The 18,599-nt window shown below is 49.4% G+C and carries 10 protein-coding genes; 3 read left to right on the top strand and 7 right to left on the bottom strand.

What is annotated here, in order from left to right; genetic code table 11:
• Nucleotides 1-95: 95 nt before the first annotated feature.
• Genes ACFOEE_RS19330 through ACFOEE_RS19320 form a run of 3 tightly spaced genes read right to left on the bottom strand, consistent with a single transcriptional unit; the run spans nt 96 to nt 4,446 of the window.
• Nucleotides 96-2,591, bottom strand: a complete 2,496-nt coding sequence (locus tag ACFOEE_RS19330) for an amino acid adenylation domain-containing protein (protein ID WP_377128373.1) — start codon at nt 2,589-2,591, stop codon at nt 96-98.
• A gap of 30 nt (nt 2,592-2,621) precedes the next feature.
• On the bottom strand, nt 2,622-3,599 hold the full coding sequence (locus tag ACFOEE_RS19325; RefSeq protein WP_377128370.1) for an ABC transporter substrate-binding protein: 978 nt from the start codon (nt 3,597-3,599) through the stop codon (nt 2,622-2,624).
• Nucleotides 3,600-3,624: 25 nt separating this feature from the next.
• Nucleotides 3,625-4,446 carry a siderophore-interacting protein gene (locus tag ACFOEE_RS19320; protein ID WP_377128367.1) on the bottom strand — a complete coding sequence of 274 codons (822 nt, stop codon included), beginning with the start codon at nt 4,444-4,446 and terminating at the stop codon, nt 3,625-3,627.
• 139 nt (nt 4,447-4,585) lie between these two features.
• Between ACFOEE_RS19320 and ACFOEE_RS19315 the strand changes: the two genes are divergently transcribed.
• The 3 genes from ACFOEE_RS19315 to ACFOEE_RS19305 are packed head-to-tail and all read left to right on the top strand — an operon-like array spanning nt 4,586 to nt 7,520.
• Nucleotides 4,586-5,647 (top strand): FecCD family ABC transporter permease, encoded by a 1,062-nt coding sequence (locus ACFOEE_RS19315; protein WP_377128364.1) that lies wholly within the window; start codon nt 4,586-4,588, stop codon nt 5,645-5,647.
• A 14-nt stretch (nt 5,648-5,661) separates the two neighbouring features.
• Nucleotides 5,662-6,735, top strand: coding sequence for a FecCD family ABC transporter permease (locus ACFOEE_RS19310; protein ID WP_377128361.1), 1,074 nt, complete (start codon nt 5,662-5,664; stop codon nt 6,733-6,735).
• Nucleotides 6,732-7,520: an ABC transporter ATP-binding protein gene (locus ACFOEE_RS19305; RefSeq protein ID WP_377128358.1), complete on the top strand. Its 789-nt coding sequence runs from the start codon at nt 6,732-6,734 to the stop codon at nt 7,518-7,520. The genes ACFOEE_RS19310 and ACFOEE_RS19305 overlap by 4 nt, the downstream gene beginning before the upstream one ends.
• A 74-nt stretch (nt 7,521-7,594) precedes the next feature.
• Here ACFOEE_RS19305 and ACFOEE_RS19300 read toward each other — a convergent pair whose 3' ends face one another.
• From ACFOEE_RS19300 to ACFOEE_RS19285, 4 genes are read right to left on the bottom strand one after another with little or no spacing between them, the layout of a single operon-like run.
• Nucleotides 7,595-13,780 (bottom strand): amino acid adenylation domain-containing protein, encoded by a 6,186-nt coding sequence (locus tag ACFOEE_RS19300; RefSeq protein WP_377128355.1) that lies wholly within the window; start codon nt 13,778-13,780, stop codon nt 7,595-7,597.
• 50 nt (nt 13,781-13,830) lie between these two features.
• Nucleotides 13,831-14,616: a 2,3-dihydro-2,3-dihydroxybenzoate dehydrogenase gene (gene dhbA, locus ACFOEE_RS19295; RefSeq protein ID WP_377128352.1), complete on the bottom strand. Its 786-nt coding sequence runs from the start codon at nt 14,614-14,616 to the stop codon at nt 13,831-13,833.
• On the bottom strand, nt 14,610-17,714 hold the full coding sequence (locus ACFOEE_RS19290) for an amino acid adenylation domain-containing protein (protein ID WP_377128349.1): 3,105 nt from the start codon (nt 17,712-17,714) through the stop codon (nt 14,610-14,612). The genes dhbA and ACFOEE_RS19290 overlap by 7 nt, the downstream gene beginning before the upstream one ends.
• Complete coding sequence (locus ACFOEE_RS19285; protein WP_377128346.1) at nt 17,711-18,598, bottom strand: isochorismatase family protein; 888 nt, start codon at nt 18,596-18,598, stop codon at nt 17,711-17,713. Before ACFOEE_RS19285 ends, ACFOEE_RS19290 begins: the two co-directional genes overlap by 4 nt.
• Nucleotide 18,599: the final 1 nt, after the last annotated feature.

The following is an 18,599-nucleotide window of genomic DNA, read 5'->3' as shown; positions in this document are numbered from 1 at the left end:
GAGCAAAAGTAAAATCTCAAGCAAAAATGCCCTGAACTTCAGGGCATTTTTATCGCTACAATAGTCTTTTGCCGCTATAACCCTATTCAGCTCGGCTAGCTGCTGTGTACTAAGGCTTTTCTATCTAGCTTGCCATTGAGGGTTTTTGGTAATGCTGCACAAAATTGTATTTTTGCTGGCACCATATAACTAGGTAACACAAGCTGCAGCGCCTTGCGCAGCTGTAATTTGCTTAACGCTACACTCGGCTCTTGAACGATAAAAGCCACCAACGTCCCACTTTGACTGTCGCCTTGTAGCACCACAGCGACCTCAGCGACGCCCGCTAAGACTTGAATATGCGCTTCAATGTCGCCTATTTCAATACGATAGCCGCGCAGTTTGATTTGTTGGTCAACCCTGCCTAAATAGGCAAAGCTATCATCTCCTAACTTGCGGACTAAATCGCCACTACGATAATAGCGGCGCTGAGTGCTAGTGCTACGAAATTGCTGCGCGGTTAAATCGGGTTGCTGCCAATATTCGTCGGCCAACGCGGGTCCTAGAATACATAGTTCACCCACCATGCCCACTCCTAGCGGGTTTTGCTCAGCGTCAACGACCATATGTTGATAATGCATTAGACTACCTTGTAGCATCGGCGCTTTATGGCCACTCAGCACGACTTTCGCCATCATCGACCACACCGTTGCTTCTGTGGGGCCATAGCAATTCCAAAGCGTATTTACCCGTCTTGAAAGCTGCTGCGCAAGGCTGCTATCCAAGGCTTCGCCACCACATAAAGCATGTAACGCTTTATCTCCTAACCACCCATTTTGCACTAGCGCCCGCCAAAAGGTCGGCGTTGCTTGGATATGTGTTAATGGCAGCTGCCCTTGGGTTTGCCATGCGGTTAAGGTTGCCAGTAAATCTTTATTTTGTTGCTCAGTGGTCAGGCTCAGCATAGCCCCAGTTGCAAGCGGGGCATAAAGCTCAAGCAAAGCAATATCAAAAGCAAAGGTGGTTTGCGCGAGCCAATGCTCTTGTCCTGTTAACGCCAAGCGAGTGGTCGCCGCATCGATAAAACTGCTTAGCGCTTGGCGTGAAACCACCACCCCTTTTGGCCTGCCTGTGCTACCTGAGGTAAACATCATATAAGCTGGTGCGCTGGCATTGGGCACTAATTCTAAAGCGTTGTGAGGCCCAGTTTCACTAATGAGCACACTCGTAAATTGCGCTGCCAACTCAGAGTGTGGCGCATGCGTTAAGATAAGATGTGGCTCAGCTTGAGTGGCAATATCCATCAAACGCGCAGTGGGGAAACTAGGGTCAAGGGGAATAAAGGTATGCCCACTCATTAAACAGGCCAATTGCGCTGCGACCATAGCAACCGAACGTGGTAAGTGTAACCCTATTCGGCTTCCAGCCATTACGCCCAATTGCTGCAGTTGCGTTTGCACTTGCGCCACTTGCCCTGCTAATTGGCCATAACTAAACGCTTGTCCTGCGAGGTTTATCGCGATGCGCTCTGGCTGTTGGGAAAGCTGGAAAAATAGCTGCGCGGATAAATCTCGCTGTGGTAGCGTGGTAGCGACCAGCGGAACATCAGCAAATGTCAGTGGCGTTTGGCTTGGCACCGCTTGACTTGCACACTGTATTAGCAAGTGCATAAATTGCTCAACCAGCCATTGCCCATGTTGATGCTCAAGTAGACTGGCTTTAGCGTTAAACTGGATATGCCAACCGAACTGATCATCAACTGCGATAAGTAAACGTAACGGAATAGTACTGCGTGTGCCGATATACGAGCGTAAATCTTGCACCGTCACGACAGACGCTAAAAACTCAATCTCTGCCAACGGCAAGGGAGAAGTTTGCAGCCTCGCCCTTTGTCCACTTAGTTGGGTACTGTGCAGCTCTGTAACATGCTGCTGCCAATATTTATCTAACGGGATATCGCACATCAGCGCACTTAATCGTTCTCTATATTGCTCGTCACTGATGCTTAGCCAAATGGTATTGTGTGCCAACTCAAAGTGACGTTGCGACAACCAATGTAGCACCGCAGTGAATAACACAGGCGCCGACACACCGAGTTTGGCGCTATTTAATTTCAGTTTATTTACCTGTTCTGCATCGAGATATTGATGATACTGATGCTCAATAACGTCATTTGCGTGCCCGCTAGGCAATGCAGGCACCGCAGACGTCGCAAAGTGCGAGCTCCGTTTGCTATCAAAGCTTGGCAAGCATTTTTGTACGGTATCACAATATGCTTGTCGAGAAATTGCAACGACTTGCGACAGCGAGAAAAGCCGCCTATCAAATGTCACCCATAACTCAAGGCTTGCGGCGTTACTGAACCAATCAAGCCTGATAGGCTTATCTGCAGTTAAAGCGCACAAGCTTTGCTCGATACGTGCAGCGTGTAGCGTCTCACTCCATATTTGCTCTTTATGGTATGTCACCTCAAGCTGCGCAGCACCAACACACCGCTGCCAATTTGCTAACACATCGGCTTGCTGCTTGGCAGCAACAGGCGTGCGCCATAAGGATGCAATCGGCGCATCTGCACTACTGTTACTTGATGACCAACTCAAATTTGCTCGCATTTGCAGTCCCTCATTCCCTTAGCCAATCCATTACGGCGCAGTCGCAGTTAAATTAAATGCGCTTTTTGGCGGTGCGCGGTGAGTCAGTATTTGTAGCGCTTCCTGTATCACTTGCTGGGCAGCCAGCGGCCCGCCAATTGAGGTCCAAAGGGTGCCATCCACTGCAAAGAATTGGCCTTTTTGCACCGCATTTAAGGCCAAAAAGGCGGGGGTCGTCCCAGTTTGCTTTAATGCATCAGTCGCGTCACCGCTAGGTGTTAATGTCCCGACGAGCAGCCAGTCCGCGTCTATGTTATCTAGCGCTTCAAGACTCAGGGGCAACGAATGATGCGGCCCAGCCTTTTGCTGATGGGCAGGACGCACCAGACCTATATCGCGTAATATTTCACTGGCGAATGAATCGCGATACATAAACGCAGGCCCTTTCGGATTCCAGCGGACTAAGCTCACGCTTTGACCTTGCAGCGCAGTTAGCTTAGTTTTTGTCGCGGCGATAAGCGCGTTATAATCAGCAAAAATGGCCTCTGCTTGGGCTTGGCGATTAAGCACGTTGGCAATGCGAGTCAGCGTGGTCTGCCATGTATCCTCACGTGAAAAAGTCACCACAGTGGGGGCGATTTGATTGAGCACTTCCAGCACTTCTTCGCGATTTGGCATGGTTAAGATTAAGTCTGGCTCCAATGCCAAAATAACTTCTAAATTTGGCTGACCCAACTCCCCAACTGAGCGGATCGCTTTCACCTCTGTGCCTAAGCTTTGGTGATGCAGCAGATAATACGGAAAACCCGGTTGTCCCCGCCCATTGGCGCTGCCAACTGGAGTTAAGCCCAGCGCCAAGCTGCTGTCGAGGTCAATCTCACTTAATACCACCACACGTTTTGGCGTTACAGGCACACTGACTTTATTGCCAAAGGCATCTTCAACTAGCCGCGTTGCTGGTGAATTGGCATAGCTTACAACGCTGCCAAATAGAGTCAGCAGGACAATCAATCGAACTATCATCTTCATACTAATTTCCTTATGTAAAATGCCCTTAGGCGTCCATTACGGCGTGGCGAGGTCGGTCATATTGCTCTTCACTCATGCCGTCACGCCAATAGGGAATGGCATAAATCACATCGCGGTGGTACTCACCACTACGACGAATATGGCTGCGTAACTGAGTGACAATTTGTTCTTCTCCCGCCAGCCAAAAGTACGCATCGTGCGCTGCCAAAGCTAAGGTTTTAAATTCATCAATCAGGGCTTGTCTGGCCTCTGTGCCTCCTACAAACCAATGTACTTCAACACCTTGGGGTTTAACTAAGTCCTGAATGTCGTCTTGACTTGGCACTAAAATATAGACATGGCCTTGCGCATGGTGTGTCAAAGTTGCTAAACCCGCAGAGATAGCAGGCAGCGCTGTTGCATCGCCAGCCACATAATAGTGTTGATAAACAGGGAACATAGGTTTTGGCCCACCCGGCATAGATAAACCAATGCAGTCCCCTAGCTTGGCAAACAATGCAAAACGGCTGGCCGGTCCACAATCACCATGGGTTGCAAATTCAACATCTATTTCACCTTCAACCATTCTATGCTCAACCACAGTAAAAGTGCGCAGATGAGGTTTACTCGCGCCTTCATTCCAGCGTGGGCCTTGGCCACGGATGATGGGCAAGTCAGGCTTTACTTGCCCATCGAGCGGAAACATCAATTTAATGTGGCAAGCAGGCCAATAACTTGGTTCGTGCTTAAGCTCGTCGGCAGTAAAGGTGATTCGGGTTAGATTGGGAGAAACCTGAAAGACAGATTTCACGTAGATATAGCGAGGATCCGCATTCACGGGTCGCTCTGGGCGATAGAACTTAACCAAGCTCACTCCTTAGTCTGTTTAAGTATTGTGGACAAATCATATCACCACATAAATTTTAATGATAATTATTTTTATTATTGTTTTTGAGTTGTTCCTATTTTATCCTGCTGCTACTTTATTATTTAGGATCGACTCGCCGATGAAGACAGCCTCGGATGTCGCAGTGCTACCACGTGCTCAAACAATATCTCGTTTTGCCCCGCTTGTTACAGGGTTAGTGTTGCTGCTACTGCTATTAACCACCCTTAGCCTCGCAACAGGACCAAGCCAAATTAGCTATTTTGATAGTGTGCGTTACGCCTTTGGCTTTACTGATGTCCATATGGACGACAAATTTCGTATGACGATGGACACCTTACGCATTCCGCGCATGTGGGTAGCGCTGCTTGTTGGCGCCGGTATGGCGCTTTCTGCCACGTTATTGCAACACGCAACCCGTAACCCTTTGGCAGAACCTGGCCTGCTGGGGGTGAACAGTGGTGCGGTATTTACGTTAGTTGTTGGGATGACATTTTTTGCCGCTAGCTCGGCACAAAGTATGTTGTACTTTGCCGGCGCAGGCGCCTTTATGGGTAATTTTATTGTACTTGGCATGGCGCAGTGGCTCGGTCAACAAAACCCGTTACGGTTAATTTTGCTTGGTGTGGCAATGTCCGCAACCTTTGGCGGCTTAGCCAATTATTTATTACTTGCCAACCAAGTGGTGCTCGACCAGTTTCGTTTTTGGAATTTAGGTTCACTTGCCGCAGCGGATATGCAGGCCATTTATACCGTACTACCCACCTTTTTATTTGCCGTCATTGTCACGATTTGGCTACTTCCCGCATTGAGCTTATTGCAGCTTGGTGATACCCAAGCGCGAAGTTTAGGGGTCAACAGCAGTCATTGTCGGATTGGCGTCCTGATCTGTTCGACCTGTTTTACTGCCTGCGCCATTGCAATCGCAGGTCCAATCGGTTTTGTCGGCTTTCTTGCGGCATTTAGCGCACGCTGCTTTTACCCCACCGAGCTATATCAGCAAACCACCCTAAGCGCCGTATTAGGTGCAATTTTCATTGTTGTTGCTGATATTCTAGCCAGAGTGCTTATCCAACCCTTTGAATTGCCAAGTGGTGTACTACTTGCGTTAGTGGGTGGCCCAACTTTAATGTGGGTAGCACGTGCGTACAGCAAGAAAACCCTACAACTACAAACTGAGTAAGGAACTGCTGCATTATGTTGTTACGTAATAAACCCACCACTTCGCCTCGCTATCATCCTACTGGACAGCTACTGTTCCAAACTTCGTCCACCAGCTGGCTAATTGCCAAACGCCCCGTCTTCGTCGCGCTCAGTTTATTGCTGCTGTTGCTGCTTTGTACCGTTTGGTCACTAAGTGTTGGCTCAACCTCATTGTCACTCTCTGAAGTAGCGCAAGCCTTAATGGGAGAAGGGTCACGGATGAAGCAAATTCTAGTGCTAGATCTGCGCCTGCCGCGCGTCACCTCAGTGATAGCCGCAGGCCTTGGTATGGGCATCGCAGGATCACTATTACAGAACTTGATCCGCAACCGCCTAGCCACTCCAGATATGGTAGGGGTCAACGAAGGGGCGATTTTTGCTATGGTGCTGGTCTCTTTGCTATTTACCCAAGCGGCAATTGTATGGTGGATGGCACCTGTTGGCGCTTTGATTGCCATGCTGATGCTTTATGCGTTTTGCCATAAACATGAGCACCAAGGTTATACTTTTATCGTAGTGGGGCTTGGCTTTAGTACCTTCTTACGCTCGATTACTGAATTTTTGATGTCCACTGACTCTTTGGTGCATGTGTCGAGCATTTACGTCTGGAGTATGGGCAGCTTTATTGGTCAAAGCCTCACCAGCACTTATGTCGTGCTCGCGCTATTAGCTTTGACCAGCCCGTTACTGGCCTATTTAGTAGCGCAACTTAATTTACTGCGGGTCGGCCAAGTTCAAGCCATGAGCTTAGGTGTGCCTGTGCTACGGGTGCAAGTATTGACCTTAAGTTTAGCTGTGCTTATCACTGCTTTGTCTTCAGCCATCGCTGGACCTATTGCTTTTATTGCCATGGCGGCGCCTATCTTGGCTTCCTCGTTGCTACGCCATCGTACCGTTCCGATTTGGGTCGCGGGTCTGTGTGGCGCCATTCTACTAATGCTGAGCGACACCTTAGTGCGTGTACTCGCCAACCCTGAAGAAGTCGCGACTGGCATTCTTACCCGCATTATTGGCGGCATATTTTTATTTTGGATAATCATTAAAGACAGTATCAAGGGACGCACATGATAGCTTGCCACAATTTAAGTTTTCACTATCAGCAACATACACTGCTGCATAATATTGAGTTCACCGCCAACCCCCAGCAACTGCTCGGTATTGTCGGCCCCAATGGTTGTGGTAAATCGACGTTACTTAAGTTGTTAGCCGGACATTTAACCCCAAACACCGGCTCGATAGCCACCGCACAAGGATGTCTGCAGCGTTTAGGGCGGCGTCAACGCGCACAACAAGTTGCCTATTTGCCACAATATCCGGTTGCACCACGCGGCTTAACCGTGGAACAGCTGTTACGCTTTGGTCGTCACCCTCACCAAACTTGGTACCAACAGTGGCAAAGGCAAGACAGCCAAATACTGGATGATGTGATTAGCCTGTTGCACTTGGAGCCGCTACTGGCTAAAGACGTTGCGCTACTGTCAGGAGGGCAACGCCAGAAAGCTTGGCTTGGCATGACACTCGCGCAAGACACGCCAGTCATTTTGCTGGATGAACCGACTAGTGCGTTAGATATCGGCCACCAAGTTGAGGTGATGGAATCCATTGCCCACATTAGCAATATGGGTAAAACCGTGATTTTAGTGATCCACGACTTGGCTATGGCGGCACGTTATTGTGATCAGATCTTAGCGATTAATGGCGGTAAAGTGGCGGCATTTGGCGATGCCAAACAGGTGATTAACGGCGCATTGGTACAAGAGCTATACGGCGCCAAAGTGGATATTCTGGCGGCGCCAGAAGATCACTCCCCCGTCATAGTGCCACGGCGCAAACGCCATATTCAACACGCTTAGCTTTATTGACTCGCTTTATCAAATTATTCGCAAAGGCAAAATTGGCACGCCAACTCCCTTGGCGTGCCAACTGCTTAGTCCTGGCTAAGCAGTTGTAGTAGTTGTGATAAAGATTCACACTTAAGCAAATCAGCGACACTGTAGGCACTACACTGCGCTAAACGTGTGACTAACCAAATGCGCTCTATCGAGTCCAGGCCCTGCCAGACTGGTTCCAACCCCACCCAATTGGCTTTATCAGTAACTGTCAATGGACCTTGCGCAAGCGCCGCCAACAGCTTTGACCAATCTGTGCTGGGTGGCGCTGAGCAAGCTATGTTATCGCGTGGCACTGGTGCCAATCGCGTCACCGTCAAAGCCGCATCCCAGTCTTGCGTGATAAGTTCGCGAAGCGCCGCCAGCCACTTATCAGCCAGTTGTTCAAGCTCTGCCAACGCAAAGCGCGTCGCATCGAGATAAAACCCTATCCAAGTGGTGCTTTTATACTCTGTCATAAACAAGGTCATTGGCAGTTCAATCGGCTCATAAGCCTGCGCTACCGGACGTGGCATAAGCTCATGCGGCGCTTTGGTTGTAATTGGCTTTGGCGTCGGATAGTTTTCATACAAAAACACACTTTGGAATGGTCGCTTACCCGCCACACTGAGCTTTTCTAGAGGATAACTGCCATGTTGATTCACCGTCGCTAACTGCTGCTGCAAAGTTTGCAGCGCGTCAGTGACACGGCTTACCCCACACCAGTCCAAAATGACAGGTAAGGTATTGTTGTACAAACCAATACTTTGCGTTAGGCCGTCAACCGCACCATCACGACCCACAAGCACATTGCCAACACTGGTAAAGTCACTTTGCTGCGCTTGTTGTAATAATCTATGCCATGCAAACTGCCCAGCAATACTTGGCGTCACCCCATATTTTGCGCATTGCTGCTGGAGCTTTAAATGCTCACTCACCGACAAAGCGCGTTCAATCGTGGCATTTTGCCGTTTTTCATCAGTGCGCTCACGGAGATCGCGACCAAACCAAGTGGTTTCAATAGCGATATCTTGTGCTGTTAGCGTCGCCATTTTCGCTTGCCAAAAACGCGCATCCGCGGCTTGTTTTTGCACTGACCAACGTCGATATGCGACATAGGCCGTATCCTTGGTCATGTCTGGCGCTTGTGCTGTTTTTAACGCTAAGTAAGCACCATGCACAGATTGCATTAAAATTGGCATGCTCCAACCATCAAAAATACTGTGATGATAGAGCTGCAACAAGTGATAGCGCGTCTCATGTTCTTTGCACAGTACCAGTCGATACAGTGGCCCTGAAGACAATGACAACTTTTGTGTATGTAGCTGTTTTAAAGTAGCGTCAATCTGACCAGTGACATTTTCCTCTGCGTTTAATTCCAACACTTCAATGGGTACAGACACTTGTTGTAAGATCATTTCAAGCGGCTCAAATTGCCAGTTGAAGCAGCTACGCAAGGCAGGAAAACGCTGCGTTTGTAATTGCCAAGCTTGTTTGAAAGCATGAACATCAATGGCTTGATCATAAACCAAATGACTCAACATAAAATAGGCATCATCCTGCGGATTTTGCATATGGTGCGCTAACATTGAGCGCTGCAATCCCGACATCGGCAATAAATGTTCAAACTGGTATTGCTGCTGCAATGCAGTCAAAGCGTGGCGCGACAATGTCAAAGGTTTGAAATCCGATGGTGTGAGCACCACCCCTTGTTGCCACTGTACTTGGCCGTGCTCGGCAAAAGCCTCTAAATTTTCCTGCAAGCGACGCATAAACACGGCGTTGCTAAGCGGTGCAAACTGTCCAACTTGTCGTAATTGCAGTTCACCTTGCATTATCCCACCATGTAAACTCACCAGTTCGGGATGTAGATTGGCGCTACTAATGGTTTGCCCAGGGCGAATATTAAGCGGTGCCCACATGCCCGTCGTTTGACTTGATGACCTTGCTTGGCCCAAGTAATTCAGAGTGATAGGAGCAAGGGGCAAGTGAGTACCCGCAGAGTGGAGGTATTTAAACGCGTAATAACCAATGCCGTTGTCTGGCACTGCACGGCGGCGCTCTTTGGCGGTGATAATCACATCCGCTAAATTACTATGGTTTTCTGTGCGCACTGGGTAAGCAGTGGTAAACCAACCTACAGTACGACTGACATCGAGTTGCTCGTCAATGGCTTCGCGGCCATGTCCTTCAAGCATTACGCAATGTTGCTCGCCAAGCTGACAATCAGATAAAGTCCGAGTTAACGCCGCGAGTAAAATATCCAGCACCTCAGCGCCATAAGCATTCGCGGTAGTTTGCAACGCCGTTGTATGGGCCTCGCTTAAACTCAGGCTGGCTTCGGGTTGTAATTCAGTGGCTTTTGGATAATCCGGCAGCAATTGCGTTTGCGTATGCCAATATTCAAGCTGGTTGGTATTTTCGGCCACATAGGTTTGCAGTGCTTGCCCCCATTGCCGATAGCTGCTGGTTTTGTCTGCCAATGTGCCACCAGCATAACAAGTCGCGAGATCCTCACATAATATTCGCCATGACACGGCATCCACTAGCCAATGGTGACAAGCGATAAACAACAGCTGTGGCGCATCGGGATGATTGCGGATAAGCGCAGCGCACCACAATGGCGCTTGCGCCAAATCAAACTGACTTTGCAAGTCGCTCAGAGCCTTGTGCAACCCCGCTTCGCCTAACAAAAGATAATCAAGTTCAGCAATCTTTGGGATGATGAGCTCACCATAAACTTGCTGCTCGCCGTCACAGTACAGTCGCAGTGCATCATGGTGGGTGGCAAGTTGCTGCAGCAATGCGCTCAATGCGGTTTTATCCATAATTGGAGTTGGGATCAAACACGCTTGATTGAAATACTGTGGCTGCGCATACTGCTGACCTTTAAACCAGTGTTGAATGGGAAGTAAGGCAAACGCGCCCGCTAACTGCCCTTGCTCAGCATAAATTTGCTTTTGTGCCTGTGCGCGCTGCATGGCGAGTGCTAAACCGCGCACAGTTTTGTGCTCAAACAAGTCTTTGACATCGCATCCATAGCCCGCTTTACGAAGTGCCGTGGTTAACTGAATGCTTAAAATGGAATCTCCACCTAAGCGGAAAAAGTCGTCTTCCACTCCAAACTCACCTGCAAGTAAGCTCTGCCACACCGCTAAAATTTCTGCCTCTGCTGCGTTATCAGGTGGAGTATGCTGAGTTTGTTTGACCTGCACTTGCGGTAATTGGGCGAAATCGACTTTACCGTTAACGGTCAAAGGCATAGTCGCGAGTACTACAATTGCAGCAGGCACCATATAACTTGGCACCAACTCCGCGAGGCGATTTAACACCCAACTTGCTTCTGGTTCAGGGTAGCCGGTTTTCAATGTGACATATGCAACTAACTGTGGCGCACTCCCGCGCGTATCAATGGTGACTTTGATATCACGGTAGCTAGTTGCAAGTGCGGCTAAGTGATGCTCAACCTCAGCGCTTTCGATACGAAAACCCCTGAGTTTTAACTGGTTGTCTTGACGACCGAGGTATTCCATTTCACCGTCGTGACGTAAGCGCACTAAATCGCCAGTGCGATACACCCGTGTGTCCGGTTTTTGCCGCACAAAGCCAAGCACAAAGCGCTCTTCCGTCAGTTGAGGTTGGCCGATGTAACCACGCGCCAAGCCAATCCCCGCCAAAACTAACTCACCAGCTACCCCCGGCGGGCAGAGATTACCTAAGCTATCGACCACAAATGCTTCAAGACCTTCTAATACATGACCAAGCGTTGCTGGAGTATCGGCCGACAAGCGTTTACGCAGCGCTGTCACAGTGCATTCGGTTGGGCCATATTCATTGATCAGCATCACCGCATCGCCCCAGCGTGCGGCCAACTGATTAGGACATGCCTCCCCCCCAAAACCAATACAGCGCAAATGCGGTAAATCACGTGGTTCAAGCGCACTAAGTAGCGCCGTTGGCAAATACGTATGGCTGGCTTGATAATGCGCTAGCGCATCTAAAATCGCCGAGTTAGCATCGCCAAATACCACTTGCCCGCCAGCATACAAGGTGGTTAACAGCGCCATGTTTCCCGCATCAAAAGCAAGCGACATCGGGTTATACATGATGGAGGTCGGCGAAAGAGCCAAAAATCGCTTATTCTGCGCTAATAAATTGGCAAGGCTGCGCTGCTCTATCATCACCCCTTTTGGCATGCCTGTTGAACCTGAGGTGAAAATAACATACGCCAGTTGCTGCTCACTCAGCTCCGCCAGTTGCAATGGCTGCGCTTGGCAAGCCAGCAAACTGGTCAGTGTCAGCGTTTCAATATTGCCGTTAAACCATGGCAATGACGACGAATCGCACAGCACTAAACTAATATCGGCTTGCTCACTCATGTGCGCGAGGCGCTTTGCTGGGTTACTTGGTTCAAGCGGCGTGTAGGCAGCCCCCACTTGCCAACAAGCGAGTAACGCCACGGTATGGACGATTTTACTGTTAAAATGCAGCCCCACCACAGCTTCTGGTGCTAAGCTATAACGCTCTAGTTGTGCAACCACCACCGCAACCGCTTGCATCAGTTGCCCGTAACTAAGCGTTGTTGCACCTTCCGTTAGGGCAGGAGCCGCGCCTGCTTTTTTAGCATGCTGCAACCAAGCTGTTGCAGCCAGTTGCACACTTTGCGGCTCACCGCCCGATGTGCTGGCAAGCACGCGCTGCTGTAATTCACTGTTCAATAAAGGTAAAGCTCTTACCTCAGTGTGTGGGGCTTGTAAGGCACTGTGCAATAAGGTGTTTAAACACGACGCCATCACTTTAAAGGTGTCACCAACAAAAACATCTGTACTGTATAGCCATTCGATCCGTACTGAGTTTTGCGTTTCAGCGAGTTTAATGGAGATATCGGTCTTGGCTGGCAATTCGGTGAGTAGCTGATCTTTGGCACACACCCCTGGGATCAAGTCATTAAAATCGACCAAAGCTTGGTAAACTATCATGATTTGGAAAATGGGGTTGGCGGCAGCGCTGCGCTCTAAGCCTAAGTCGTCTATCAGCTGTTCAAACCGATAAATTTGATGATCGAACGCCGCTAAGTCTTGGTCACGAATATATTTTAAATAGGCTAAAAACGAGTGCGAATCATCTAAGCTGGTACGTAAAATCAAGGTATTGACCACAAAGCCAATCAAGTCGTCTACATCTGGGCGCTCGCGGTATGCGACAGGTGTGCCGATAACGATATCAGGCTCAATACTAAAACGCGCAAAGATCAGCGCAAACAGTGCGTGGACCCCCATAAATACCGTAGCACCTTGGCTTAGACACAATTGCTTAAATTGCTGCCAAGTTTGGTTGTCGATATAGCTATAAAAAACTTCGCCTTTTGACGATAACACCGCAGGGCGTGGCTTGTCGGTTGGTAAAGTATGCAGCTCAGGCATGCCCGCCAGTCTATCTAACCAAAATGCTTTAAAACACTGATGGTAATCCAAAAAGTTAGCTGAGCGCTCCCACGTCGCATAGTCGATAAAATTTATTGCCGGAGCTGGCAACGTCGCAACTTGGCCTTTTTGGTGGGCAATAAAACACGCCTTAATCGAAGAAAAGAGATTCTTCACTGACCAGCCATCGGAAATAATGTGATGTTGGGTGAACATCAGCACATAATCTTGGTCAGCAAGACGCAGTAATTTAATTCGGGTTAATTGCCCAGCGGTTAACTCAAACGGCGCGCGAATATCTTCCACCAGCAGAGCTTGCAGTTGTTGGTGCTGCGCTTGGCTGTCAAGCGCACGCAAGTCTACCCGCTGCAAGTTAAATCCCACTTCTTCAAATGGTAAAATCACTTGTTCGCCAAAACCAAATTCGTCACGGCGAAACGCGGTGCGTAGTGTTGGATGGGTTTTAAACAAAGTGACAAAGGCCGCTTCTAGCGCAACCTCGTCGAGCTCCCCTTGCAAACGAAAATGCACCGGCATGTTGTACATGGTGCCTTGCGCTTCAAACTGGTCGATAAACCATAAACCACTTTGCGCTGAAGTTAATGGGCCACGGGTTTGCTGTAACGGCTCAATCGGCTGATAAAACCGCGCTTTGGCCGCAAGCGCGCTAACAATGTCGTCTTTATGTTGCTTGATGAGACTGACATTTTCTGCCGTTAACGCCTCTTTTTTGGAGTTGGAAAGCAGTTGACCGGTCGGTGATAACGATAGTCTGACCCCAGCTCGTTCCAATTGATTTAATACTGCAATGATACCTTTCATGATTTTCCTAGCACAGCAGTCCAACCGCGCGGACTGCTGCTTAAATAAGCTTATGCGCCTAGTGTTGCGCCGCCATCCACCACTATGTCTTGTAACGTGACGTGACTGGCCGCAGGCGAAAGTAAAAAGCCCACTACTGCCGCTATTTCATCCACAGTCGCCACTTTTTGCAGCGGTATACCTAGTTTATAACTATTGAGGTCACCTTGAATGAGCCGCTCTTTGGCGTGTTCATCGTGCCACAACGCCCGTTGCATGGGCGTGTCCGTAGACCCCGGTGACACCATATTGGCGCGCACGCCCATTTTGCCATACTCAAGCCCGATGGTTTTGGTCATACTGCTAAGCGCCGCTTTTGATGCACCATAGGCCAACATGCCAAGGCGCGGCACATGTGCCGCATTGGAGCCAATATTGACGATAGCGCCGCGGGATTGTGTCAGCGCAGGTAAGGCGTGTTGAATGAGGAGTAACGCCGCAGTCACGTTAACGGCAAAGGTTTGCTGCCATTCAGCGGTGGTAATGGCCGCACAGGTTGCCATGTGTAATACCCCCGCTGCATTCACTACGCCATCAACACGTGGGGTAGTGTTGAGCACTTCCTGCAAGGTCGCATGCAGTGCAGTTTCGTCACTTAAATCCAGTTGCACTGGTATAAATTGCCCTACTTCACCGCCATAAACCGCTTGTGCTTGTCTATCAAACCCGACCACTGTCGCACCCCGTGCCACTAACCAATGTGCAATTGCATCACCAATGCCTTGTTTAGTCCCCGTTACCCAAAATACCTGTTGCTCAAACTCTGCTCTCAGGTGTTGAAAGTTCACCGTTACCATACCATTTCCACCACATCTGGTTCGGCGCACAGTTGCTCATCCAAAAAGGCGCAAAACTCACTTAATGTTGGGTTATTAAAGGCGTCAGACACCTTTAACGACACGCCAAACTCTTTGCCAAGACGGTTGACGATTTGAATGGTATGCAGCGATTGGCCACCGAGTTGGAAAAAATTATCGTGCGGCTGAATTTGCGAGACACCCAGAATTTGCCGCCAAATCGCCGCCACCGCGCGCTCGGTGTCACTTTCAAGTTCAGTGCCAGTCGCTTCATCTTGATACATTGCCAATAGTTTTTTGCGGTCTACTTTACCGTTACGAGTTTTCGGCAAATGCAAGAAACAGCGATAATCCGTTGGTACCATGGCTCTTGGCAATTGCTCCAATAACGCAGCGCGAATGTGGGCTATATCTAAGTCCGTATTCGCACTGGCAATAAAAGCCACTAAGCGTCGTACGCCAACTTGCTCTTCGACGCCCTGTACACAAGCTTCGTTAACGTCCGCAAGGGCCAGTAACTTCGCTTCCACTTCACCGGGCTGCACCCGATAACCGCTGATCTTAAATTCGTCGTCCATGCGGCCAAGGTATACGAGCTGCTCGCCTATTCGTTTCACTTTGTCGCCGGTGCGATAGGCACGGTGCTGCTCTGAGCCAACGTTCAGCTCAATAAACGCACGCTGCTGCGCACTTGTGGCACCTAAATAGCCGTGACTGAGGTTTGGTCCAAGTAGTAGTAATTCGCCTTCTGCGGCTGGGCGTAAATTATCCGCCACCACCAATGCCGCCTCGCCGGGCAGGGGTTGGCCAATTGGCAGCAGCGTATCCGCCCGTACTTGCGTTATGTCGGCGCAACAAGCCACTACAGTTGCTTCGGTCGGGCCATAGGTATTGAATAACCTGACTTGGCTCGGTGCGTAACGCTGCCATTGGCTTAACTGCTCAGCATAAACCGCTTCGCCACCGATAATCACCACTCGCACACTCTCAGGTACGCGGTGGCTAGGTAAGTCTAAGGTCAAGGCCCACTCGCTCCAAAACGCCGTTGGCAAGTCAACCACCGACACTTGGCGCTCTGCTAAAAACGCCACAAATGCCGCAACGGATTGCAACATCGCCTCATTGCGTAAAACCAGCTCAGCCCCCGCCAGCAGCGTGACAAAAATCTCCTCCATGCTGGCATCAAAATGTAGCGGCGCAAATTGCATCACTTTATCCGTCGCCGTCACGCCATAGGTTTGCTGCGCAGCTTGGCTAAAGTGCGTCAACGCGCCATAAGAGACTGGCACCCCTTTAGGCTGCCCAGTTGAGCCTGAGGTGAACATGATATAGCTGCTACTTGAGGCAAGCGGCGCTCTAAGCGCACAGCGCTTGTCGCCCATTAATGCACCGAGCAAATGAATTGGTGTGGCTAAGTGCTGACAACTTTCGGCACTTTGCGCATCACAAATAAGCGCCGAGAGTTCAGCAGTCGCAACAATTTGCTGCTGACGAGCTAATGGCTGCTCTACATCTAACGGCACAAATGTCGCTCCGACAGCAATAATCGCAAGTAAACTTGCTACTTGCAGAGGCTGACGTTTCATACAAACGCCTATCCGTGCGCCATCCACTAAACCTTGCTGCTGCAAATACGCGGCGATACGCTCTGCGTTTGTGATTAGCGTCTGATAGCTCCATTCCACATTATCTTGGCGAATGGCTGGAGCATTGGGGGTTTGCACACCATGGCTTAATATCGTGGTGATTAAATCCCGCGCTTGAGTGACGGTTGGACCACACAACAGCGCTTGTGCACGCAGCGTGCTCAAGTGCGTCTCACAAATGCTCAACAAGGTTTGTTCTGGCGCATTCAAACAGCGGCTTACAAGCGCCAGCAACTGGTCGCGTAACGTCACCAACGCGGCACTGTCATAACTGGCTGGGTTGGCATCAAAATCAAACTCAGGCGGCCCATCTGGGCGTAAATAGATTTGCACAATAAGGTCGTCAACATTGCCCGCCGATAAGTTTAGCGTTGATGACTCCAACTGACCGTATTTAGCAGGATGGTCAAACGGCATAATATTGATCATCGGCCCATACAATCGCTCACTTAGCGCGACTTTATTACGGTCTCGCTTTAAATCCTCATAACGATACAACTGATGTTTACGCATCAACCGCTTACGCTTACCGATTTGCTTTGCCAAGCTGAGCAAGCTGTCCTCTGCGTCGATATCTACAAACAGCGGCACAATATTGGTTTGCATACAGGGAATATTGAGCGCTTTTGAACCAATGCGGTTCATCACTATCAGGCCAAAGGTCAATTTGGTTTGACCTGTGTAGCTAAATAAGAGTGTCGCCAAGGTGGCAATAAAGAGATCCGGCCAGGCCACTTTATGTTGTTCGGCTAATGTGATCATTTGTTGCCAATGCTGGGCGCTTAAGGCGTTACTTTGACGCAAGTACTGCCCACTCAACCCCCCTTTACCCTGAGCAAAAGACACTGCGTCTGGGTAAATATCAAATTGCTCATTCCAATACTGCTTTGCCGCTTGGTATTGCGCGATAAAGGCGCTGCTGTTTTCTTCCTCCAGTAACGCTTGCATCGGCGTAAAGTCGCAAGGCGCAACCTCTTGTGCGCTACACAGGGCAGTGTAGATTTGCGCAATACGGCGGAACAACAACGTATTGCCGTAGCCATCGAGCGAAATATGATGCGAAGTACTGAATAAGTAATCTTGCTGCGGCGCCGTGAAAATCACAAATCGAATGGGTAATGTGGTGCTGATGTCTACAGCCACTTGGGTGACTTGCAGCGCGTAATGACGAAAAAACTCACGCGGTGCGTCTGTTTCCGGCATCTCTGCAACGTCTATTTGTACCGCGCCAGCGCCCTGCACACGATACGGTACATTATCTTCCCCTGCACGGTAAAAACTATATGCGCATTCAGACTCTTGTACACCTTGTGAAATTGCTTGGCGCAACAAAGCTTGGTCAATTTTGCCGCTAAACTGAATACATTCCGCGGTATTGAACAGCGCTGGGTTACCACTCATTGTATGGCCCAACCATACGCCTTGTTGGGCGCGATTTAACCCCGAGTTCATGCCGCTTGCTCCTGCTTACGCTGCAACAACGCAACCCAAGCGTTAAACGTCGGTTGTTCGGCAAGCTCAGTAAAGCTTGATTCAATACCACTGTCGCGCCATTTTGAAATAATGGCCATGATCTGTACTGAGTCTATCCCGTAATCCAGCAAGTTTTCATCGGGATCAAAGGCTTGTTCTTCTTCATCAATCAACGAAAGTAAATGGTTTTTTAGCGCGTCTGGGGTAAGCAAAGTTGTATCTCCACGGGTTAAACGTAATTCCTTGAAAGTTTCGGTAGCTGTTACAACGCCACAGCGTCCAGCCACATAAGTCAACGTCAGCTGGTGTTCCTCAAGCGAGAAGTCAGCTATAGCGTCTGCGACCACAAAAGGTTTGATGTCACGCATAAACGCATCACAAGCACTCATTAGCACCCCGATGTGACCGTAAACACCGCAGATCAGCAGCTGATCACGGCCTTGTTCTTTCATCATTGCCTCAAGTGGCGAGCGCTGAAAAGCGCTGTAACGCCACTTTGTCAGCACGATATCGTCTGGCCCTGGTGCAACACTCGGCTCAATGGCAGTCAAGGCTTGTTGTCCTGTCAACCCAGGCCCCCACATGTCATTGAGTAGCGCACGAGCTTGGGCACTTTGTTCAGCGGGTTGCGCGGTATACACCACGGGAATGTTAAACAACGTACAGAGTGCTTTAAGTTCTTGAATATTACTCAGCACCTGCTGGATTAAAACGCTGTCATCACCATAAAAATCAATGAAATAACGCTGTACATCATGAATTAGCAGGACTGCTTTACTTGGCTCAAAGGCCCAATTCACTTTGTTTTGCGGAAGTTTCGCCGCACGGCTTAGGCAATAAGGTGCAATTTTTGGAATAGCCACA

It is taken from the genome of Pseudoalteromonas fenneropenaei (assembly GCF_042643375.1).
Lineage (GTDB): Bacteria > Pseudomonadota > Gammaproteobacteria > Enterobacterales > Alteromonadaceae > Pseudoalteromonas > Pseudoalteromonas fenneropenaei.
Note: the sequence above shows the minus strand (reverse complement) of the source record. Positions and strands in the feature narration are given on the sequence as shown.

What these genes read in the sequence shown, in the direction of transcription:
- ACFOEE_RS19305 (WP_377128358.1), top strand. Translation starts at nt 6,732, where the DNA reads ATGATAGCTTGCCACAATTTAAGTTTTCACTATCAGCAACATACACTG.
- ACFOEE_RS19330 (WP_377128373.1), bottom strand. Translation starts at nt 2,591, where the DNA reads ATGCGAGCAAATTTGAGTTGGTCATCAAGTAACAGTAGTGCAGATGCG.
- ACFOEE_RS19325 (WP_377128370.1), bottom strand. Translation starts at nt 3,599, where the DNA reads ATGAAGATGATAGTTCGATTGATTGTCCTGCTGACTCTATTTGGCAGC.
- ACFOEE_RS19300 (WP_377128355.1), bottom strand. Translation starts at nt 13,780, where the DNA reads ATGAAAGGTATCATTGCAGTATTAAATCAATTGGAACGAGCTGGGGTC.
- ACFOEE_RS19315 (WP_377128364.1), top strand. Translation starts at nt 4,586, where the DNA reads ATGAAGACAGCCTCGGATGTCGCAGTGCTACCACGTGCTCAAACAATA.
- dhbA (WP_377128352.1), bottom strand. Translation starts at nt 14,616, where the DNA reads ATGGTAACGGTGAACTTTCAACACCTGAGAGCAGAGTTTGAGCAACAG.
- ACFOEE_RS19290 (WP_377128349.1), bottom strand. Translation starts at nt 17,714, where the DNA reads ATGAACTCGGGGTTAAATCGCGCCCAACAAGGCGTATGGTTGGGCCAT.
- ACFOEE_RS19310 (WP_377128361.1), top strand. Translation starts at nt 5,662, where the DNA reads ATGTTGTTACGTAATAAACCCACCACTTCGCCTCGCTATCATCCTACT.